Genomic DNA, 21,303 nt, shown 5'->3' on the forward strand with positions numbered 1-21,303 from the left:
TGAGCCATGGCCAAGCCAACATTTAAAGCTAACCCGATTCAGGTGCAGGTTCCTGCAACCTCTGCCAACTTAGGTCCTGGCTTTGATTCTTTCGGTTTAGCTTTTGGGATGTATGACCGATATGTGGCACAGATTCTTGATGAAGGTGGCCTGGATATCGATGTCACCGGTGAAGGTTCTGATGAAGTTCCTCGCACAGATAAGAACTTGCTCGTGAAGGCAATCAATAAAGGTTTTGACTACCTAGGTGGGCGACCAAAGGGACTTGCAGTGCGCGCACTCAATGTCATTCCACATGGTCGCGGGCTCGGATCTTCAGCATCAGCGATAGTGGGCGGACTCGTTCTCGCACGTTCTCTCGTTCTTACTGGCACAGACAAGATGAGCGATGAAGCACTTCTCAATCTTGCGACTGAAATGGAAGGCCATCCTGATAATGTGGCAGCAGCTCTCTATGGCGGAGCAACTATTGCATGGCAAGATCTTGTAAAAGGTAAATCTGTAGCTCACGCAGTTCACCTACCTGTGGATCCACGCATCAAGGTGATGGCATTTATTCCTGCAAGTGCACTGGCAACATCGAAGGCGCGAAAGATGTTGCCTGAATCAATTCCATTTGCAGATGCTCAGCGCAATACAAGCAATGCTGCGATCATGACTCAGGCGCTCACAATCCGCCCAGACTTACTCTTCACAGCAACAGAGGATTTCTTACATCAGTCATATCGCCAAGAAGCGATGCCTTCATCATTCGCCTTGATGACAAAGCTTCGCGCTGCAGGAATTGCTGCATTTATTTCAGGTGCTGGGCCAACAGTGCTTGCCCTTCACACAGAAGGTGAAGATGAAACTACTCAGCTCGCACGGGCTGGCGGAGCGAAATTTGAGGGTAAATCTCTCGAAATTGCTAGCCGTGGAGCCACCCTGCTATAGTTTTGCCATCAGTTCAGCCCCGTAAGTTAAGGGTCAACTTTAAGAATTGATAAATCCAAGTAGTAAAAATCAAGAAATAAATCCCACACAATAAAAGCCAGGGCTCGACTCATATGGTTAGCCCCAAAGTGAAAAGAAATACATGACAACAACAGAACCAGTTCGTTCTAGCAGTCCAGAGCTCTCAAGCATGACCCTTCCTAAGTTAAAGGAAGTTGCGTCTCAGCTCGGTATCGACGGTGCGGCAAAGCTCAAGAAGGATGATCTCGTCACAGCAATTGCAGATCTCCAGTCAGCAAACCGCGAAGCAGCTAAGGCAGAACGAGAAGCACGCCGCGAAGCTCGTAATGCCAAGAAGAGCAATCGCGACAATAAGAATTCAGATAACTCATCCGATGAAGGCGATGAAGAAGATTCATCAGATAGCGCACCATCGAATAATGAGCGCAGCAACGACCGTGATGACCGTGGTGGCCGCAACCGTGGCCGCGATCGCAACCGTGGCCGCGATCGTGGAAATCGCGAACGTGGCAACCGCGAAGAGCGCGAACCAGTAATTGGTGAAGATGATGTCTTGGTGCCAGTAGGTGGCCTTGTCGACATCATGGATAACTACTCATTTATTCGCACAGGTGGATACCTTCCAGGACCTGATGATGTCTATGTCTCACAAGGACAGGTACGTAAGTACAGTCTCCGTAAGGGAGATGTTGTGACAGGTCAGGTTCGCCAATTACGCGAAGGTGAAACTCGTCAGAAGTACAACCCACTTATTACTCTGGAAACAATTAACGGATTGCCATATGAAGAAGCACGTGGCCGCGTTGAGTTTGGAAAGCTTGTTCCTCTCTACCCACAAGAGCGACTACGCCTTGAGACAGAGCCAAATATTCTCACAACTCGCGTTATCGATCTGATTGCACCTATTGGTAAGGGCCAGCGCGGACTTATCGTTTCGCCTCCTAAGGCTGGAAAGACAATGGTCTTGCAAGCAATTGCGAATGCGATCACAACAAATAACCCAGAGTGTCACTTGATGGTTGTTCTTGTTGATGAACGTCCAGAAGAAGTTACAGATATGCAGCGCAGCGTGAAGGGTGAAGTTATTGCTTCGACCTTTGACCGCCCAGCTGATGACCACACAACAATTGCAGAGCTTGCAATCGAGCGCGCAAAGCGCCTGGTTGAAATGGGCCATGATGTTGTTGTTCTTCTTGACTCCATCACACGTCTTGGTCGTGCATATAACATCGCAGCGCCTGCATCAGGCCGCATCCTTTCTGGTGGCGTTGATTCAGCAGCTCTCTACCCACCAAAGAAGTTCTTCGGTGCAGCTCGTAATATTGAAGATGGTGGATCACTGACCATTCTTGCTACTGCGCTCGTTGATACCGGCTCTCGTATGGATGAAGTGATCTTCGAAGAGTTCAAGGGCACAGGAAATATGGAGCTCATCCTCGATCGCAGAATGGCCGATAAGCGCATCTTCCCTGCAGTCAACGTTGTTGCATCAGGAACACGTAAGGAAGAAATCCTTATGGGTGCTGAAGAACTCAACATTGTGTGGAAGCTTCGTCGCGTACTTCATGCACTTGAACCACAAGCAGCTCTCGAGCTCTTGCTTGAGAAGATGAAGGGCACAAAGTCCAACGTCGAATTCTTGATGCAGATCCAGAAGACAACATCAGGACCTGACGACAGCAAGTAAGGCTGCCAATCACGCACGGATTTGAAGAAATTCAAGGCCTGCGAGAGGATTAACCCCTATTGCCACACCTTATGGCGATGACCTGGTTCACCAGCTGCGGCTGGACCCAGACTCAAGAAAAGGAAAAGAAGAATATGAAGAAAGATATCCACCCAGAGTACAAAGATACTCAAGTGACTTGTGGTTGCGGTGAAAAGTTCGTTACCCGCTCAACAGTTGCAAGCGGTTCAATCTATGTTGAAGTTTGCTCAGTCTGCCACCCGTTCTACACAGGTAAGCAGCGCATTCTTGATACTGGTGGACGCGTCGCTAAGTTCGAAGAGCGTTTCGGTAAAAAAGCAGCTAACTAGCTTTCTAAAGAGACCGCATCGCAGCCGAAAGGTTGCGGCGCGGTCTTTTTATTTCTCCAAAGAAGGATTAATCAACGAGAGAGAAGGGATGAAGTCATATGGCTAACGATCGTTTTGCATCAGCACATGAAATGGTGCGTGAATATCAAGAGCTTGAGTTAAAGATGGCCGATCCTTCTATCCATGAAGATCAAGGAAATGCCCGCAAGCTTGGTCGCCGTTATGCCCAACTTGGACCTGTCGTTGCAGGATTTAATGCTTGGAAATCTGCAGCCGATGATTTAGAGGCTGCCAAAGAGATGGCTTTAGAGGATGCATCCTTTGCCTCTGAGATTCCAGCGATGGAAATCATTGTTGAGGCTGCTGCAGATAAATTGGAGGAGCTCTTGCTTCCACGCGATCCCAATGATGATCGCGATGTGATTATTGAAGTTAAAGCTGGAGCTGGTGGAGATGAATCCGCGCTCTTTGCAGGTGATTTGGTGCGCATGTATCAGCGCTATGCAGAAAAGCGTGGCTGGAAGATTGAAATCATCGATATGACTGAATCAGAGCTCGGCGGCTATAAAGATATTTCAATGGCTGTTAAATCAAAGGGAACCCCAGAGCCTGGAACTACTCCCTATGCACGACTTAAATTTGAAGGCGGAGTACACCGCGTGCAACGCGTTCCTGAAACTGAGAGCCAAGGCCGTATCCACACATCAGCAGCCGGCGTTCTCGTTCTTCCTGAAGCAGAAGAAGTTGATGTTGAGCTCAATATGAATGATGTGCGCGTAGATGTATATCGTTCATCAGGTCCTGGTGGACAGTCAGTAAATACCACTGACTCTGCAGTTCGCTTGACCCACGTTCCCACCGGCATTGTTGTCTCCTGTCAGAACGAAAAATCTCAGCTTCAGAATAAAGAATCAGCGCTTCGTATCTTGCGTGCTCGTCTTCTTGCTGATGCGCAGGAAAAGGCAGAAGCAGTTGCGATGGCAGAGCGTAAGAGCCAGGTTCGCACAGTCGATCGCTCAGAGCGCATCCGCACATATAACTACCCAGAAAATCGCCTCAGTGATCACCGCGTGAATTACAAGGCGAATAACTTAGATGCAGTGCTCAATGGTGAGCTTGATGAAGTCGTTCAGGCGCTTCTCGATGCCGATAGAGCCGCAAAGCTTTCATCAACGAATTAAGTAGCCCATATGGAACTGACCTTTAAAGAATTCTTGCGAGGCGGAAAAGAGCAATTAGCCACAGCAGGTTTTGCTGAAGTAGAGGCAGAGATATTGCTCGCACACACCCTCGGCATCTCACGGATGGATCTGCATAATCCTTTAACGGTTGAGAATGCTCTTTCAGTAATCGGCGATATGACAATTGTTGAAGAGACTTTCTGGAAGTTACTCGATCGCCGATGCGCCCATGAGCCTCTGCAATACCTGACAGGTGTTGCCTATTTCCGACATCTTGAACTCAAAGTTGGACCTGGCGTTCTTATTCCACGTCCTGAAACTGAGCTACTTGTTGAAGCAGTACTTACTCACATTGAAAAGTTAAGTGGCGCAGTAAGCGTTGTCGATCTGGGATCAGGCTCTGGCGCGCTGGCCCTTGCCATTGCAACGGAGGCCCCACAGACACATGTGATTGCTGTTGAGAAAAGTCCTGAAGCAATACATTGGCTGAAAGAGAATGTCTCCTTCATCGATGAGAAGGTGCGCATTCTTGAAAGCGATGTCGCAACTGCCCTTGATGGAGTCAAGTGCGATGTGGTGATTGCCAACCCACCGTATGTGCCAGATGCGCAGGAGCTGCCACGAGATGTTGCAGATCATGAACCAGCAATCGCCTTATTTGGGGGAGTAGATGGAATGAAGGCTCCACGTCTATTCATCTCAACAGCTTCTCGCTTGCTCAAAGAAGCTGGTTTTCTTGCCATTGAGCATCATGAGGAGCAAGGTGCTGCAATTGCCGATGTACTCAGCGATGATTTCACAGATATTCTTCTGCATCAGGATTTGTCAGGCCGCCCGCGATTTACGACAGCAGTGAGGAGATAGCGATGCCACGTATCGACCTCAAGCAGGGTGAACAGGCTAAGCATGTTGCTCGCGCCCTCAAAGAGATTCAAGCTGGCTTTGTCATCGTTGCTCCCCTTGAACATGGCTATGTCTATCTCGCTGATGCATTCTCACCTTTTGCTGTACGAGCCATGCATGTATTGCGTGGTGATAAAACTGGCGTAGTCGCACAAGTACTCGCACATAGTTTGGATACCGTGAAAGGAATTTCTCGCGACGTCTCACCTGACACACAAGCCCTCTGTAATCAATTCTGGCCCGGACTTCTATCAGTCACACTCAGACCAAGCTCTGTCCTTAATTGGGATCTCGGTGATGATAAAGAGCTGGATTGGTTTAACGTGCGAGTGCCGAAATCTAAATTTGTCCGTGCTCTTTTAAAGGCATCCGGTCCACTTGCTGTGGCAAGTGCTTCATCTGCAGGTGCAGAACCGATGCTCAAGATTGATCGCATGCAAGTAAAGGATTGGAACGTGGCTGTGGTCTTTGATAACGGCGCCCTGAAATCTGGCCCCCGCTCCACCATTATCGAAGCCGATGCTGGGGGCGTGCGAGTAGTGCGTGAAGGCGCTATTTCGGTAGCTGAGATGGAAAAGGTCGCGCCGCGCATTTCATGGGCCTAACTATTAGGCTATCGCCATGTCCGAAACCTTCTATGGCCCTGATTTCAACCTTCTCTCCAAGCAAGATCCAGATATCGCAGCGGTGCTGCTCTCTGAGCTCAAGCGCCAGCAGACAAACCTGCAGCTGATTGCATCTGAGAACTTCACATCACGCGCGGTACTTGCATCACTCGGTTCATCACTTTCCAATAAGTATGCAGAAGGCTATCCAGGTAAGCGTTACTACGGTGGATGCGAAGAAGTTGATAAGGCAGAGGTCATTGCGATAGATCGCGCAAAGGCTCTCTTTGGCGCAGAACATGCAAACGTTCAGCCCCACTCAGGTGCCAGTGCAAACGTTGCTGTCTATCAAGCATTTACTAAGCCAGGCGATACCGTTCTTGCAATGTCACTTCCACACGGAGGTCACCTCACACATGGTTCCAAGGTCAACTTCTCAGGCAAATGGTTCAACATTGTTTCCTATGGTGTTCGCCAAGATAACGAGCTCATCGATTACGACGAACTACGCGATCTGGCTATTGCTAATAAACCAAAGATGATTTGTTCAGGTGCTACTGCCTACCCGTCACTGATTGATTTCGAGAAGGTGCGCGCAATCTGTGATGAAGTTGGCGCCATCATGTGGGTAGATGCTGCTCACTTCATCGGCCTTGTTGCAGGTAAGGCAATTCCTTCACCAGTTCCTTATGCAGATGTTGTCTCATTTACTACTCATAAAGTTTTGCGTGGACCACGTGGTGGAATGATCTTGTCCAAGGCAGAGCATGCAGCCGCCATTGATAAGGCAGTCTTTCCTGGAATGCAGGGCGGTCCGATTATGTCTGCAGTTGCAGGAAAAGCTATTGCGCTGGCTGAATGTGCAACACCTGCATACCAACAGTATGCAAAGGATGTCATCGTCAATGCCAAGGCACTTGCAGCAGCTCTTGAAGGTGAAGGAATGCGCGCAGTATCTGGTGGCACTCAAACTCACCTAGCGCTCATTGATATTCGCTCCACAGGTGTTAACGGCAAGGTGGCAGATGAGCGTTGTGGAGCAGCTGGAATTGTTCTCAATAAGAACTCCATTCCATACGATCCAGAGGCACCTTCTGTGACTTCAGGTATTCGTGTGGGAACTCCCGCAACAACAACACAAGGAATGGGCACTCCAGAGATGGCAACAATTGCATCTCTTATTGCTCGTGCTATTAAGACCGATGATGCTGCAGCACATGCTGCAATCAAATCTGAAGTCCATGCACTTACTGCACGTTTTCCTATCTACCAGGCGTAAAGAAGTCATCTAACAGATGCGCGAGTACCTCGTCACCCTTCTGCTGGCGGCAGCGCTCTGTTATGTAGTCACACCTTTTGTTCGTTCATTGGCAATCAAAGTCGGCGCAGTCGCGCAGATTCGCACCCGTGATATTCACACCACCCCAACACCACGTTGGGGAGGCCTTGCTATGTGGATTGCTATGGCGCTCACCTTTGCGATGGTCAATCACTTATCCCTTGTTGGAAAATCATTTGGTCGTGAATCACTCGGTATCTTCTTAGCAGCAACACTTCTTGTTGCTATTGGCCTCGTTGATGACCGCTTTGAATTAGATGCGCTCACCAAACTGGCAGGACAGGCACTTGCTGCAGGAATCCTGCTCATCTTTGGTATCCAAGTTCTGTGGCTTCCGATCAATGGAGTGATCACACTTCCACCGAGCATCGGCCAACTTGTCACAGTCATGATTGTTCTCGTGACCATCAATGCTGTGAACTTTATTGATGGCCTAGATGGCTTAGCTGCAGGCATTGTCGCGATATCAGGGGCAGCATTTTTTGCCTTTGCCTATCTTTTAGCTGTTATCTATGGCTTTAGTCGTGCAGGTGCTCCATCGCTGATTACCGCTGTAATTATCGGCATCTGTATTGGTTTTCTGCCTCATAACGTCCACCCCGCAAAGATATTTATGGGCGACTCAGGATCGATGTTTTTAGGGCTACTACTTGCTGCCTCTGCAATTACCCTCACTGGCCAGATTGACCCTAATGCAATCTCTGCTGAGAAGTTAGGGCCAACGCTACTTCCTCTGATGCTTCCCTTTGCTGTTCTTGCAATTCCACTGATTGATCTCTTCTCAGCAATCTTTCGCCGCCTTCGTGCAGGACAATCACCATTTAGCTCAGATAAAGAGCATATGCACCACAGAATTCTTCGCGCAGGAAACACGCATCTGCGCACAACACTGATTATGTATTTATGGACAGCAACAATCGCATTTCCAGTTGTGGTCTCAGCCTTTGCCCAACTATGGGTTGCAGCGATTGTTGCAGGTGCCATGCTGGCATTTACTCTGTATTACTCAAAGAGCGGGGTAGGCGTCAGTGCAAAAGCAACCAAGTAACGAAGAACAACTTCTAAAGGGAGCACTCGTTCCCACATTTATCGTTGGCATTATCGCCATTGGAATATTTGGATTTGCCAAAGGACTTCCAGGTTTAAGTGGTGCATTTCTTGCTCAAGCTGTTGTCTTGATTTATTTTTTGGTTCATATCCTCGTCTCAAAGATTTCTCGCAATTTAGATCCGATGAGCACCATGGCACTTGCGATGTTCTCCTACTTCGCAAAGTTCTTACTCCTGGGAGCTTTCTTGTGGGCGCTGACGAAATACACATCGCGCTCCACCATCGACCGAACCAGCTTTGGGGTCACAGCAATCGCGCTCACCTTTGCCTGGCTGGGTGGAGAAATCGCTAGTTATCTAAAGCTCAAAACTCATCTACCATTGCCGCATGACCCACGAACCAAGTAACCGCCGCGAAGAGAACGCCCTCTGGTCGATCTTTGGATATCTCGTCTCAGGCCTTCTCTTCTGGGGCGGCATCGGCTGGGCTGCAGACCACTTCTTTGGCACCACCTACCTCGTCCTCATTGGCCTCTTGGTCGGCATGGGCGGGGCCCTCTATCTCGTCTGGTTACGATTCGGCCGGGAGTAGCCACCAGCCTTGAAATAAGTGACTAGACCCACCTAAAACTCTCAAGGTTCGATTTCACAGGCGGGCAGGTTTGCCCATAAGGTTGCCCTGAATTACCGCTTCCCCAGCAATATGTTTACAAGCCCTTTTAGGTATCAAGGAGTGTGTGTGCGCGCGTTTGTTAAATTACACGCAGAAGGTGATGGATTCGTCCCACCTAGTACAAACGACTTCAACCTTCCTCCAATTACTGAATCGATTGCTTGGCTCACAAAGCCTGTTCTTCTCGTATTTCTCTCAGTAATTCTCATTTCAGTCTTCTTTATTCTCTCCTCACGCAAGGCAGCCGTTGTGCCTTCAAAGCTGCAATTCGCTGGAGAAAGCATCTACGGCTTTGTCCGTAATGATCTTGCTCGCGATGTTATCGGCCATGAATTCATGCGCTTTGTGCCATACCTCTTCACGCTCTTTACCTTTGTTCTCACCAATAACCTCTTTGGAATCGTTCCGTTCTTGCAGTTCCCTGCAATGTCACATGTTGCATTCCCATACGTGCTTGCGATCTTCTCTTTCGGTGTCTTTCACTATGTGGGAATTCAAAAGCATGGACTTTTCAAGTACCTCAAAGAGATCGCATTTATGCCAGGTGTTCCAAAGCCTGTCTATATCTTGCTGACACCTATTGAAATTGCCACATTCTTCCTCGTGCGTCCATTGACGCTCTCACTTCGTCTCTTTGCAAATATGTTCGCGGGCCACTTGTTGTTGCTCGTCTTCATTATGGGTGGTGACTACATGATGCATGATTCACATCTGATCATGAAGCTATTTAGCCCATTCTCATTTGCATTTGGTATTGCCCTTACATTCTTCGAATTTATGGTGCAATGCTTACAGGCATACATCTTTACCCTGCTCACAGCTCTATACATCGCCGGCGCCCTTGCCGACGAGCACTAAGTAAGAAACTAACGAAAGGTAAGAAAAAATGACAGGCACACTCAACCTGGTCGGTTTTGGCCTATCAGCAATTGGTCCAGCAATTGCAACAGGAATGATCTTCGCTGCTTATATCAACGGCGTAGCTCGTCAGCCAGAAGCACGCAGCGTTCTGCAGCCAATCGCGTTCCTTGGGTTCGCGCTCGCTGAAGCACTTGCACTCTTCGGTCTCGTTCTCGCATTCGTCCTCTAATCAATAAAGATTAATTAGGGTAAACAATGCGCTCATTTAATTTCCTTAGCGGGGAAGAACCACTCAACCCACTAATTCCGCATACCGCTGAATTAGTTGTCGGTGCGATTGCCTTCACCCTGCTATTCCTCGTTCTTCGTAAAGCAGTTGTGCCAAAGTTTGAAAAAGCTTTCACAGACCGCGCCGAAGCAATTGAAGGCGGCATCGAACGTGCTGAGAAGGCGCAGCTCGAAGCACAGCGCGCACTTGTCCAGTACAACGAGCAACTTTCATCAGCACAAGGTGAAGCATCAAAGCTTCGTGAAGAAGCGCGCGTTCAAGGCGCAGCAATTCTCGAAGAGCTTCGCACAAAGGCTCAAGATGAAGCAGCACGCATCACAGCGGCAGCTCATGCATCTATTGAGGCAGAGCGTCAACAGGCAATCACATCACTTCGTAATGAAGTTGGTGCACTTGCAGTTGAACTCGCATCAAAGATTGTCGGAGAAGCACTTGATGACCAGGCCCGTCAATCACGGATCGTGGAACGCTTCATCGAAGATCTCGAAAAGTCCAAGTAGTAGGTAGAGAAAGAAGAGAATGAGAATCCATCTCGGAGGAAGCAGCCGTCAATCACTTGTGATTGCACGCGGCAAGCTCGATGCTGCCGTCAAGGGCGCAACAGCGGCTAACGCATCTGAGCTCTCTTCTCAACTCTTCTTTGCAGCTGATGTTCTCTCAAAGAACACTTCAATCCGCCGCGCCTTTGCAGACCCTGCCCGCGATGCCGCCTCAAAGGGCGCACTCGTGAAGGATCTCTTCGCAAAGTCACTTGCTTCCACTGCTCTAGAAATACTCACAGCGGTATCAACTCTTCGTTGGTCAGCTGCAGGAGACCTAGTGCATGTGCTCGAGCAGCTAGCGATTGAGGCTGAAGCATCTGCTGCCAATATCAACAATGAACTCGATCGCGTAGAAGATGAACTCTTTGAAACATCACAGCTCGTTGTCGATAACTTTGAATTGCGCAAGGCTCTCGTAGGTACTGGAACACCTGAAGCCAAGGCCGCACTTATTACTGAAGTACTTTCCAAGAAGGCATCAGCTTCAACTGTGCGACTTGGAGTCGCTCTTGTAACAAGCCTTCGTGGACGTAGCATCGAAGCAGCATTTGCTGACTATCTCTTTGGTCTAGCAAATCGCCGTAATCGTCTTATCGCGGTTGTCCGCGTTGCATCTGTCATTACAGATGCTCAGAAATCACGTCTTGCAGCAGCGATTGAGAAGCAGGTTGGGCAACCAATCCGCGTCAACATCGAGGTCGAGCCATCGATTCTTGGTGGAGTATCGGTCAAGTTTGCAGATGAGTTAGTAGATGGAAGCGTTTCAAATCGACTTGCTAGCGCCGGACGCGCACTAGCTGGAAACAAATAAAGGGGAAACTCATGGCAGAGCTCAAGATCCAACCGAATGAAATTCGGGATGCCTTAGCGAACTTCGTTAAGTCATACGATCCAGGCACCGCGGCTCGTGATGAAGTCGGAACAGTAAGCCAGGCAGGCGATGGAATCGCTCGCGTTGAAGGACTTCCTTCAACAATGGCTAATGAACTACTTCAGTTCGAGAACGGAACACTAGGACTCGCACTCAACCTCGACGTGCGCGAAATCGGTGTTGTTATCTTGGGCGATTACGCAGGCATTGAAGAAGGAACATCTGTGCGACGCACAGGTGAAGTTCTCTCTGTTCCTGTTGGTGATGGCTTCCTCGGTCGCGTTGTTGACCCACTTGGTCGTCCTATCGATGGCAAGGGTGAAATTAAGCCTGATGCACGTCGTGCTCTAGAACTTCAGGCACCATCAGTAGTGCAACGCCAACCTGTGAAGGAGCCAATGGCCACAGGTATTAAGGCAATCGATGCGATGACAGCAATCGGTCGTGGACAGCGCCAGTTGATCATTGGTGACCGTCAGACAGGTAAGACTGCAGTTGCAATCGACACCATTATTAACCAGCGTGAAAACTGGCTCACAGGCGATAAGACGAAGCAGGTTAAATGCATCTATGTTGCTATTGGTCAGAAGGGTTCAACGATTGCATCTGTAAGAGGATCACTCGAAGAAGCAGGCGCAATGGAGTACACAACAATCGTGGCATCCCCTGCATCAGACCCAGCAGGCTTTAAGTACCTTGCTCCATATACAGGTTCTGCAATTGGTCAGCACTGGATGTATAACGGCGAGCACGTTCTTATCGTCTTTGATGATCTTTCTAAGCAAGCTGAGGCATATCGTTCAGTCTCACTTCTTCTTCGTCGTCCACCAGGCCGCGAAGCCTACCCAGGAGATGTTTTCTACTTACACTCACGTCTTCTCGAGCGTTGCGCAAAGCTCTCTGATGAATTGGGTGGCGGTTCAATGACTGGCCTTCCAATCATTGAAACTAAGGGAAATGACGTCTCTGCCTTTATTCCTACCAACGTAATTTCTATTACTGATGGACAGTGCTTCCTTGAAACAGATCTCTTTAACGCAGGCGTTCGCCCAGCGATTAACGTAGGTATCTCTGTTTCTCGTGTTGGTGGTTCAGCTCAGACTAAGGCGATGAAGAAGATCGCAGGTCGTCTGCGTCTTGACCTTGCACAGTTCCGTGAGCTTGAAGCATTTGCAGCTTTCGGTTCAGATCTTGATGCTGCATCAAAGGCTCAGCTTGAGCGCGGTGCGCGCATGGTTGAACTTCTTAAGCAGGGCCAGTACTCACCATATTCACTTGAGCGTCAGATTGTTTCAATCTGGGCCGGCACAACAGGCAAGCTCGATGATGTTGCAGTTGCTGATATCCGTCGCTTTGAAGCAGAGCTTCTGGACTTCATCGGCCGCGAACGCAAAGAGATCTTCACAGTAATCTCAGAGACCAAGGTCCTTGAAGATGACACTGTGGCAAAGATGGAAGCAGCAGTTGCTGACTTTAATAAGCAGTTCAAGTCATCTGTGGCTCCTGCTCTCAATGAAGCAGCAGCCGATGCCCTTGATTCTGAAGCAGCAGAAGCGATTACTAAGCACGTCCCACCGGCGGTGAAGAAGTAACTCATGGGTGCTCAACTTCGCATATATCGCAGGCGGATGCGTTCCGTTAAAGCGACTAAAAAGATTACGAAAGCTATGGAGTTAATCTCTGCTTCTCGTATCGTTAAGGCGCAACAACGTGTAACAGCGTCGACCCCTTATGCAAATGAGTTGACTCGTGCAGTTTCTGCAGTTGCTTCATTCTCGTCAACAAACCACCCATTGACTACAGCACATGAGAATCCACGTCGCGCAGCGATTTTGATTATCTCAGCAGACCGCGGTATGGCTGGTGCTTACTCAACGAATGCGATTAAGGAAGGCGAGAAGCTCGCAGCCCTTCTTCGTGAACGTGGTTTGCAAGTCTCTAACTTCCTCGTGGGCCGCAAGGCAGTGAACTACTACAAGTTCCGCAACCGCGAGATGGCTGGAACTTGGACAGGTTTCTCAGATAACCCCACATATGAGAACGCAAAGGAAGTTGCCACAGCGCTCCTTTCAGCATTTCTTGCAGATTCAACAGATTCAAAGACAGGTGTTGATGAAATTCATATCATCTTCACTCAATTCAGATCTATGTTGACCCAGGAAGCAACAGCTAAGCGCATGATTCCACTCGAAGTTGTTGAATCATCAGCGCCTGTCTCATCAGCGCTGCTTCCCATGTATGAATTCGAGCCAAATGCGGCAGAGGTACTCAATGCACTTCTTCCTCGTTATATCGAAGCACGTATCTTTAACGCGATGTTGCAATCGGCTGCCTCTGAACATGCAGCTCGTCGTCGCGCTATGAAATCAGCAACTGACAATGCTGAGGATCTCATCAAGTCGCTCACACGACTTGCGAACGCTGCCCGTCAAGCAGAAATTACCCAGGAAATCAGTGAAATTGTTGGCGGCGCAGATGCGTTGGCCTCAGCTAGTGCAGGGAGTGAATAATGTCAGCAACAGGTAAAGGCCGCGTAGCCCGAGTTATTGGACCAGTGGTGGATATTGAATTCCCCGCAGATTCGATGCCATCGATCTTTAACGCCCTTCACGTAGAGACCACGATGAGTGGCACTACTCGTACCTTGACCCTTGAAGTAGCGCAGCACATTGGTGACAACCTCGTGCGCGCTATCTCGATGCAACCAACGGATGGAATGGTGCGCGGTGCTGAAGTAACAGATACTGGCTCAGCTATCTCTGTTCCAGTTGGTGACGTCACAAAGGGCCACGTCTTCAACACTCTCGGAGAATCCCTTGACGTTCCAACTTCTTCCCTTGATATCAAGGAGCGTTGGTCAATCCACCGTAATGCACCAGCATTCGATCAGCTCGAGTCAAAGACAGAGATGTTTGAAACAGGTATCAAAGTTATCGACCTTCTCACACCATATGTAAAGGGTGGAAAGATCGGTCTCTTCGGTGGTGCAGGTGTCGGTAAGACTGTTCTTATCCAGGAAATGATTTATCGCGTAGCTGAAAACTTCGGTGGTGTATCAGTATTTGCCGGTGTTGGTGAGCGTACTCGTGAAGGTAACGACTTGTTCCTTGAAATGACAGAGACGGGCGTTATCAATAAGACTGCCTTGGTCTTCGGTCAGATGGATGAACCACCTGGCACGCGTCTACGTGTTGCTTTGTCAGCTCTCACAATGGCTGAGTACTTCCGCGATGTTCAAAAGCAGGACGTACTCCTGTTCATCGATAACATCTTCCGCTTTACTCAGGCAGGTTCTGAAGTATCAACACTTCTCGGCCGTATGCCATCTGCAGTGGGCTACCAGCCAACTTTGGCCGATGAAATGGGTCAGCTACAGGAGCGTATTACTTCAACACGTGGTCACTCGATTACATCTATGCAGGCAATTTACGTTCCTGCAGATGACATCACCGACCCAGCTCCACACACAACATTCGCCCACTTGGATGCAACAACAGTGTTGTCTCGTCCGATTTCAGAGCTTGGTATCTACCCAGCTGTGGATCCGCTCGATTCATCATCTCGTATCCTTGATCCTCGCTATATCGGTGAGCACCACTTCCGTGTTGCTAACCGCATTAAGCAGATCTTGCAGCGCTATAAGGATCTTCAGGACATCATCGCTATCTTGGGTATCGATGAATTGTCAGAAGATGACCGCGTTCTCGTAGGACGTGCTCGTCGTATCCAGCGCTTCTTGTCACAGAACACATTCGTGGCGAAGGTCTTTACTGGTCTTGACGGTTCATTCGTTCCACTTGCAGACACAATCGCAGCATTCGAAGCACTTGCTGATGGAAAGTACGACCATGTTCCAGAACAGGCATTCTTTATGTGTGGTGGCCTCGACGATGTTGAGCGCAAGGCTGCAGAATTGGCAAAGAACTAAAAATGGCTCTTAACGTCGCACTAGTATCGCCAACACAACAGGTGTGGTCGGGTGAGGCAACTTTTGTCTCAGCTCGCACCACAGAAGGTGACCTCGGAGTTCTTCCAGGTCACGCACCTTTGTTTGGCGTACTAGTCGACGGAGCTGTCAGCATCAAAGGTACTGATGGATCAACACAGGAGTTCCAAGTCCGCGGAGGCTTCTTATCTGTCTCTAACGACCGCGTTTCAATTCTTACTGAATCTGTAGGCTAAACGGGCAAATAGCACAATCGCACAGCTCTGATGTGGCAATTCACTTCAAATTCACTCATAGGTGCTTGAGAGTCAGTATCTGCCGGAGTACTTTGCAATCAACCAAATTGGTGCTTCCCAGATAGGCAGAATCATGGATCAACGTGAAATTACCGAAAAGCGTTACGAAATTGCAGCAGCCCAAGCATCAATGGTCATGCTCATTGGTCTTTTTTCCAATGTAGGCATTTTCGCGATTACCGCATTTGCAGAACTTTCCTCCGATGGCCAAGCTAGCTGGAAAATCATCGTAAGCATTATCGAAGCTTTCTTTTTAGTGTTTGCAATGGGCGTCTTTGGGGATATCGCAGCATGTGTAAAGGACATTCCTAAGAACGAAGATTCTCAGTGGAATCGGAATGCTCGCCAGGCACCTCCTGCGATCTTTATGGCAATCACAGCAGTTGGAGTTATCGCACTTTGGTACTTCCAATTTATGGCAATAGGCGCTTAAAAAGCGCTGATTGAAAAGGACTGAGGTTAATTGCCTCAGTCCTGTTAAATTTACCTAAGAATTACTCTCTAGTTACCTTCGCACCAAGGCTCACTAGCTGCTCGGCGAAGTTTGGATATCTACCTCACCCTGACCATTAAATTTCTTCACTCGTATCCAGTCGACCTTCATCTGTAATCCAGATTTAGCATCCTTGCCGACCTCACCACCAAATTCTCCACCCATGGCCACATTGAGAATTAGTGAGAATGGTTGGTTAAATACCCACACTCGTGGTGTGATCAATTCTTTACTCTGCATGAAGATAACTTCACCGTCAAAGGTCCATTCAATTGAATCTTCGCTCCAATTGATCCCATAGATATGAAAGCCCTCGGAGAGTTTCTTTGGATTCAGATACCTGGCGCCGATTGAGCTTCCACCGGAATAGCCGGGGCCATGAATCGTTGCGTAATTGAGAAAAGGCGTTCTACCTAAGCCCTCAGTAATATCAATTTCACCTGAAGTAGGCCATGAGACCGCATCAATATTCTGTCCCAGCATCCAAAAGGCTGGCCATGTGCCTGTCCCAGCGGGCATCTGAATACGTGCTTCAATATTTCCGTACTTAATCCAAACCTTATTCTTTGTCGTGATCCGCGCAGAACTCCACTCGCAGTATCCATAGTAACAAATCTGTTTCTTCTTCGGTGAAATTTGGAGCGCGGTAATTGCCAATACTCCACGACCAGTTGTTTTTGCATTCACATTTGTATAGAGCTGTAGTTCTCGATTGCCCCAACCTCTGCCATCACCAAGGTCATAGTTCCAATACTTTGGATCTGGCTTACTACCTGACTTTTCATTGAATTCCTGGGACCAGAGAAGGGGATTTTCTTCTTCAGCACTCCACGCCGTTGTGCCTGATGTTAAGAGAGTGCATAGCGTGACGGGCAGCAGGACGCCAGACAAACTTTTTCTTATTTTGTTTCTGGTCATAAACAATCCTTAGGAAGATCGGCGAAGTGGATCCCAGTCAGGATTAAGTGTCACATTATTATTGAGGGTACTAACAACGGCAACACTTGCCTTTCGCTGGGCGGATTCACTTATAGATATCAGGATATCAAGAACATGATTTCCCAATTCGGCTGAGGCAATATGAGCTTTTTCGATAAGGAGAGATTGCATCATATTAAGAGCCCCAATACCACGGCCATGCTTATTTCCTGCTGCTGATAACTTCTTTGGCTCTTGATCAGGCGGATAAATGACATTCTCACCATCAAAGTTATTTGGATCAGGGAAGGTAATTGCACCTTTACTTCCAGTAATCTCTACGAAGCCAGTAACTTCATGAGCTGCTTCAAAACTAAAGATAGAAACAGCGCTTGCGCCAGAGGCGAACTCTATGAGGGCGGTTATTTGAGTAGGCTCTTCGACGGGAAAGGATGTTCCTTTCTTAGGTCCAGAACCCACAACGCGTACCTCTTGAGACTTTGAAGAAGTTGCAGTAACTCGGGTAGCTTGACCAAAGATTTGAACCAGGGTGGTTATGTAATAAGGGCCCATATCAAAGAGCGGTCCGGCACCTTTAGCAAAGAGAAAAGCTGGATCTGGATGCCAAGAGTCTGGCCCAGCAGTTTGAAAGATTGTCAGCGCAGTGATCGGTTGACCGATAGAGCCCCCACGAATGGCATTTAAACCAGTCTGCACTCCTGCTCCGAGAATTGTATCTGGCGCAATACCAAGTCTTACCCCATTCTTCTTCGCAGCTTCTAGTAACTGTGAAGCACCTGATCGATCGAGTGCCATAGGTTTTTCAGACCAGACATGTTTGCCACTATTCATAGCAGCAAGACTTACCGAAACATGTGCGGCCGGGATGGTTAGGTTGATGACGAGCTGGATTTGATCGTTCGCAAGCAATTCATCGAGAGATCCACTTGCAGGAACGCCCCACTTCTTTGCTTGAGAAGAAGCGCGCTCTCTATCTAAATCTGCAACAAAGAGAACTTCGAAGTCGGGGAAGGTTGTGAGGTTAGAAAGATATTGATCGCTGATATTTCCTGCCCCAACAATCCCTACTCCAATTTTCTCCCGTTGCATTAGCCCTTAATTGCGCCTTCCATAACGCCCTTAACCAATTGTTTTGAAACAAGGAAGAAGAGAATTATGAGGGGGAGTGTGGCAAAGAATGCAGCACCCATTTGGGCAGCGTGGTTAACGATGTAAGCCTGCTCCTTCATCTGGGCGATAGCCATCTGAACTGTGAGCATCTTGTCTCCATCGAGAATGAGCATTGGCCATAGGAAGTCATTCCAAGCGCCGAGGAATGAGAAGAGACCCATGACAAGAGCTGTTGGACGCACCAATGGGAAGACAATTTTTGTATAAATCTGCCATGGAGATGCACCATCAATACGCGCTGCCTGAATTACTTCATCTGTAATAACCGCCGAGATACTTTGTCTCATCCAGAAAACACCAAAGGCCGACACCAATCCGGGGACAATAATCGCCTTGAGATCATTATTCCAGCCAAGTCTGGTGACGAGTATGTACATCGGAATGATTCCGAGCTGGCCTGGCACCATCATTGTTAGAAGAATAAAAGCAAAGAACTGCTTCTGCCCCTTGAACTTCAACTTTGCGAAGGCGTATCCAGCAAAGGTGCAGAAGAAGATATGCGAAACAGCCATCGAGATTGAGATGATGAATGAGATGGCAATTGCACGAGAGATATTTGCATATTGGAAAATGACATCGAAGGTGACAGGCAGTTGATCTCCAATAGTAAATCTTGGCGGATTCTTAGCAATCTCATTCTTTTCATTAGACGCTACAACAAGCATCCACCAAAATGGGAAGACAACTAAAAAAGTTGTCACACCGAGAGTAATGTATGCTAAAACCGAACCAATTCTGAATTGTGGCTTCTCAGTGAGTGAAGTGGACTTCTTTCCCGTAAGAGTACTCATTATCAATCCTTCACAATCTTGCTAGTAATGGTCGCATTAATTAGCGCAAATACAATTACACAGAAAAATATGAATATGCCGATAGCTGCTCCATAGCCAAATTGGAACTTTCTAAAGGCTTCCTCATAGAGGAACATCGCGAGCGTGTAGAACTGTTTGTCGTTTCCACCTGTTACTCCACCCAAAATGTAAGGCTCATTGAAGGTTTGTAGGCCACCAATGGTCGACATTGTGATGGTAAAAATCATTACGTTTCTGATTCCCGGAAGGGTCACATAGATGAACTGTTGCCACCCAGAGGCACCATCGAGTGATGCAGATTCATAGAGTTCTTTAGGAATCGATTGCATAGCTGCTAGGTAGATCAGGGCGTTATAACCGGTCCATCGCCAGATAATCATTGATGAAATCTCAATGTGGCTCGTGAGGGTCCCCTCCATCCAGTTAATCTTGTCTACGCCAAAGATGTTGAGTACATAGTTGATGAGACCAAAGTCGCGCCCGTATAGTGAGCTGAAAATTACAGCGATAGCTAGAACCGAAGTGACATTTGGAATCAAAATAGCTGCACGCCAAAAATTCGAGAATCTTAAACGGTTTCGATTGAGGATTGTGGCTAGATAGAGAGCCAGTGCCAATTGAGGGACTGTGCCAAGGACCCAAATACTCAATGTGTTGCGCAGGGCCTTCCAGAGAATCTCATCTTGGAGCAAATTAGTAAAGTTTGCAAGACCTATGAAAGCTTTTTCACCTAGCGGATCCCAGGAGAAGAATGCCATATAGCTGGTGTAGAGAATAGGAAAAATACCAAAAACGAGATAGAGAAAATAGAATGGTGAAATTGCAAAAAAAGCCAAGCGACCTTCACCGTCGCGAAGTGAGGATTTGCTTTTTGCCACACTTTTTTGTTTCAAGTTCATTTCTCTCCAATATTTCAATACTAAAATTTGAGACTAAGTCGAGGGCAATCCGGCAATTGCCAAACTGCCCTCGACTTAGTTATTCAGGGGTAGAACCTAGGAAAGGCTCTTGATTTTCTTGATTTCCTTCATGAGCTGAGCCCATGATGCATCTGGTGTCTGCTTACCAGAAGCCATACGGCCAACAGCCGCGTTGTAGGCATCCTTTACAGAAACCTGGAACTTACCTTCGTAGATAGGCTTCTTGATTGACATAACTACATCAGAGAAGATCTTTCCGATAGGTGCATTGTTGTAGGCGATATCCTTGGCAGCTAAGAATTTTGGATCCTTATAAACTGCTGGAGTTGTTGGAAGCACGCCCTTATCAAGGAATAGCTTGAGCTGTTGCTGTGGTGCGAGCACCCAGCTAATAAATGTCCAAGCTTCCTTTGGATGTGCTGCGAACTTAGGGATTGTGAGTTGTGAACCACCCCAGTTTGCTCCACCACCAGGCATCTGGGCAACGTCCCAAGCTCCTGGAATGTCTTTAGCGTTGTTCTGGATATTTGCGAGCAACCATGAAGGACAAAGCATTGCAGCAAAAGCTCCATTGCCCATTCCCTGGTTCCAATCGCTTGACCAAGGTGCGATTTCCGCAGATAGCTTCTTCTCAACAAAAGTTGCTGCTAAGTCGTAAGCCTTCTTTACCTGTGGTACTTCAACAATCTTGTCAGTCTTCTTGTCGTAGAACTGAACTCCGTCAGCACCCTGGCGTGAAACGCCTTCGAATAGCTGGCTCACGTTATCTAGGAATGGCTTTCCAGTTGCTGTTACGTACTTCTGAGCAAAAGCTGTGAGCTTCGCCTGTGTTGAAGTTGCTGCAGATACAGCACTTCTTTCGTTTGGCAAGCCAGCCTTCTTAAGAAGATCTTGGCGGTAGCACATTGCAAGTCCGCCGACATCAGTTGGAATACCGATGATTGTTCCATCGCGTGCTACGCCCTGCTCCCAGCGCCAGTTGATGAATGACTTTTCAAGCTTATCAGCCTTAAAAGTCTTTCCAAGGTTCGTGAACAACTGAGGATATGCCTTGAAGCGAGATGTGTATCCAACTTCCATACAAGCGATATCTGGACCAGTGCCGCCAATAAGCTGAGTCAATAGGCCATCGTGGTGGGCATTGAAATCTGCTGTCTTAAGATTTACCTTAATATTTGGATTGACAGTCTCCCACTCTTTGAGGAGATTGCCCATGTTCAAATCATTGAAGCAACTTAGTGTGATCTCAACCGGTGCGGCTGAAGCCGGTGTCGTTGGGAGCACAAGTGCACCAGCAACTGCAAAGACTGCAACAATCTTTACCTTCCGAATACTTTTAAACATTAGACCTCCGTGGTGTCTTAGCTCTCCAGGAACTTTTCCCGAGCTTCACTTATCCTCGCCATGAGAGCGCTCTTATAAT

At 48.0% G+C, this 21,303-nt stretch carries 24 protein-coding genes; 19 read left to right on the forward strand and 5 right to left on the reverse strand.

Annotation, left to right across the window (positions count from 1 at the left end; translation table 11 throughout):
* Positions 1 to 6 precede the first annotated feature (6 nt).
* The 19 genes from thrB to A1sIIA65_RS01265 all read left to right on the forward strand — a co-directional run bounded on the left by thrB (position 7) and on the right by A1sIIA65_RS01265 (position 15,979).
* On the forward strand, positions 7 to 933 hold the full coding sequence (gene thrB / locus A1sIIA65_RS01175) for a homoserine kinase (RefSeq protein ID WP_095675783.1): 927 nt from the start codon (positions 7 to 9) through the stop codon (positions 931 to 933).
* Positions 934 to 1,075: 142 nt separating this feature from the next.
* The gene (gene rho / locus A1sIIA65_RS01180) at positions 1,076 to 2,641 is read left to right on the forward strand and encodes a transcription termination factor Rho (protein WP_095675784.1); all 1,566 of its coding nucleotides are present in this window, start codon (positions 1,076 to 1,078) and stop codon (positions 2,639 to 2,641) included.
* A gap of 134 nt (positions 2,642 to 2,775) precedes the next feature.
* Positions 2,776 to 2,991, forward strand: a complete 216-nt coding sequence (rpmE, locus tag A1sIIA65_RS01185; RefSeq protein ID WP_095676816.1) for a 50S ribosomal protein L31 — start codon at positions 2,776 to 2,778, stop codon at positions 2,989 to 2,991.
* 98 nt (positions 2,992 to 3,089) lie between these two features.
* Positions 3,090 to 4,172, forward strand: coding sequence for a peptide chain release factor 1 (gene prfA, locus A1sIIA65_RS01190; protein ID WP_095675785.1), 1,083 nt, complete (start codon positions 3,090 to 3,092; stop codon positions 4,170 to 4,172).
* A gap of 9 nt (positions 4,173 to 4,181) precedes the next feature.
* Positions 4,182 to 5,036 carry a peptide chain release factor N(5)-glutamine methyltransferase gene (gene prmC / locus A1sIIA65_RS01195; protein WP_095675786.1) on the forward strand — a complete coding sequence of 285 codons (855 nt, stop codon included), beginning with the start codon at positions 4,182 to 4,184 and terminating at the stop codon, positions 5,034 to 5,036.
* 2 nt (positions 5,037 to 5,038) lie between these two features.
* On the forward strand, positions 5,039 to 5,680 hold the full coding sequence (locus tag A1sIIA65_RS01200; RefSeq protein WP_095675787.1) for an L-threonylcarbamoyladenylate synthase: 642 nt from the start codon (positions 5,039 to 5,041) through the stop codon (positions 5,678 to 5,680).
* A 16-nt stretch (positions 5,681 to 5,696) separates the two neighbouring features.
* Entirely contained in the window at positions 5,697 to 6,959 is a 1,263-nt protein-coding gene (locus tag A1sIIA65_RS01205) for a serine hydroxymethyltransferase (protein WP_190277128.1), read from the forward strand.
* 16 nt (positions 6,960 to 6,975) lie between these two features.
* Entirely contained in the window at positions 6,976 to 8,067 is a 1,092-nt protein-coding gene (locus A1sIIA65_RS01210; protein WP_095675789.1) for an MraY family glycosyltransferase, read from the forward strand.
* Positions 8,048 to 8,476 carry a Cg1360 family ATP-synthase-associated protein gene (locus tag A1sIIA65_RS01215; RefSeq protein WP_095675790.1) on the forward strand — a complete coding sequence of 143 codons (429 nt, stop codon included), beginning with the start codon at positions 8,048 to 8,050 and terminating at the stop codon, positions 8,474 to 8,476. The genes A1sIIA65_RS01210 and A1sIIA65_RS01215 overlap by 20 nt, the downstream gene beginning before the upstream one ends.
* On the forward strand, positions 8,457 to 8,660 hold the full coding sequence (locus A1sIIA65_RS01220; protein ID WP_095675791.1) for a hypothetical protein: 204 nt from the start codon (positions 8,457 to 8,459) through the stop codon (positions 8,658 to 8,660). The genes A1sIIA65_RS01215 and A1sIIA65_RS01220 overlap by 20 nt, the downstream gene beginning before the upstream one ends.
* A 147-nt stretch (positions 8,661 to 8,807) precedes the next feature.
* Positions 8,808 to 9,599 (forward strand): F0F1 ATP synthase subunit A, encoded by a 792-nt coding sequence (gene atpB / locus A1sIIA65_RS01225; protein WP_095692174.1) that lies wholly within the window; start codon positions 8,808 to 8,810, stop codon positions 9,597 to 9,599.
* 28 nt (positions 9,600 to 9,627) lie between these two features.
* Complete coding sequence (gene atpE / locus A1sIIA65_RS01230) at positions 9,628 to 9,831, forward strand: ATP synthase F0 subunit C (protein WP_017954667.1); 204 nt, start codon at positions 9,628 to 9,630, stop codon at positions 9,829 to 9,831.
* Between the two features lie 26 nt (positions 9,832 to 9,857).
* A complete protein-coding gene (locus tag A1sIIA65_RS01235; RefSeq protein WP_095675793.1) occupies positions 9,858 to 10,391 on the forward strand; it encodes a F0F1 ATP synthase subunit B in 534 nt (177 codons plus the stop codon).
* 19 nt (positions 10,392 to 10,410) lie between these two features.
* Positions 10,411 to 11,244, forward strand: a complete 834-nt coding sequence (locus A1sIIA65_RS01240; protein ID WP_095675794.1) for a F0F1 ATP synthase subunit delta — start codon at positions 10,411 to 10,413, stop codon at positions 11,242 to 11,244.
* 11 nt (positions 11,245 to 11,255) lie between these two features.
* Positions 11,256 to 12,896, forward strand: coding sequence for a F0F1 ATP synthase subunit alpha (gene atpA, locus A1sIIA65_RS01245; protein ID WP_095675795.1), 1,641 nt, complete (start codon positions 11,256 to 11,258; stop codon positions 12,894 to 12,896).
* A gap of 3 nt (positions 12,897 to 12,899) precedes the next feature.
* Positions 12,900 to 13,814 carry a F0F1 ATP synthase subunit gamma gene (locus A1sIIA65_RS01250; protein WP_095675796.1) on the forward strand — a complete coding sequence of 305 codons (915 nt, stop codon included), beginning with the start codon at positions 12,900 to 12,902 and terminating at the stop codon, positions 13,812 to 13,814.
* Positions 13,814 to 15,232, forward strand: a complete 1,419-nt coding sequence (gene atpD, locus A1sIIA65_RS01255) for a F0F1 ATP synthase subunit beta (protein WP_095675797.1) — start codon at positions 13,814 to 13,816, stop codon at positions 15,230 to 15,232. Before A1sIIA65_RS01250 ends, atpD begins: the two co-directional genes overlap by 1 nt.
* Before the next feature lie 2 nt (positions 15,233 to 15,234).
* Positions 15,235 to 15,486 carry a F0F1 ATP synthase subunit epsilon gene (locus A1sIIA65_RS01260; RefSeq protein ID WP_095675798.1) on the forward strand — a complete coding sequence of 84 codons (252 nt, stop codon included), beginning with the start codon at positions 15,235 to 15,237 and terminating at the stop codon, positions 15,484 to 15,486.
* A gap of 133 nt (positions 15,487 to 15,619) precedes the next feature.
* Positions 15,620 to 15,979, forward strand: a complete 360-nt coding sequence (locus A1sIIA65_RS01265; protein ID WP_095675799.1) for a hypothetical protein — start codon at positions 15,620 to 15,622, stop codon at positions 15,977 to 15,979.
* A gap of 93 nt (positions 15,980 to 16,072) precedes the next feature.
* On the opposite strand, the gene A1sIIA65_RS01270 is transcribed toward A1sIIA65_RS01265, so the two are convergent.
* The 5 genes from A1sIIA65_RS01270 to A1sIIA65_RS01290 form a co-directional block, all read right to left on the reverse strand.
* Positions 16,073 to 16,957, reverse strand: coding sequence for a glycoside hydrolase family 16 protein (locus tag A1sIIA65_RS01270; RefSeq protein ID WP_095675800.1), 885 nt, complete (start codon positions 16,955 to 16,957; stop codon positions 16,073 to 16,075).
* A 9-nt stretch (positions 16,958 to 16,966) separates the two neighbouring features.
* Positions 16,967 to 18,067 (reverse strand): Gfo/Idh/MocA family protein, encoded by a 1,101-nt coding sequence (locus A1sIIA65_RS01275; RefSeq protein WP_095675801.1) that lies wholly within the window; start codon positions 18,065 to 18,067, stop codon positions 16,967 to 16,969.
* On the reverse strand, positions 18,067 to 18,939 hold the full coding sequence (locus A1sIIA65_RS01280) for a carbohydrate ABC transporter permease (RefSeq protein ID WP_095675802.1): 873 nt from the start codon (positions 18,937 to 18,939) through the stop codon (positions 18,067 to 18,069). Before A1sIIA65_RS01280 ends, A1sIIA65_RS01275 begins: the two co-directional genes overlap by 1 nt.
* A gap of 2 nt (positions 18,940 to 18,941) precedes the next feature.
* Positions 18,942 to 19,838 (reverse strand): carbohydrate ABC transporter permease, encoded by an 897-nt coding sequence (locus tag A1sIIA65_RS01285; protein WP_223298538.1) that lies wholly within the window; start codon positions 19,836 to 19,838, stop codon positions 18,942 to 18,944.
* 117 nt (positions 19,839 to 19,955) lie between these two features.
* Entirely contained in the window at positions 19,956 to 21,224 is a 1,269-nt protein-coding gene (locus tag A1sIIA65_RS01290; protein ID WP_095675804.1) for an ABC transporter substrate-binding protein, read from the reverse strand.
* Between the last annotated feature and the right edge of the window lie 79 nt (positions 21,225 to 21,303).

Source organism: Candidatus Planktophila dulcis, assembly GCF_002288225.1.
Taxonomy (GTDB): Bacteria; Actinomycetota; Actinomycetes; order Nanopelagicales; family Nanopelagicaceae; genus Planktophila; species Planktophila dulcis.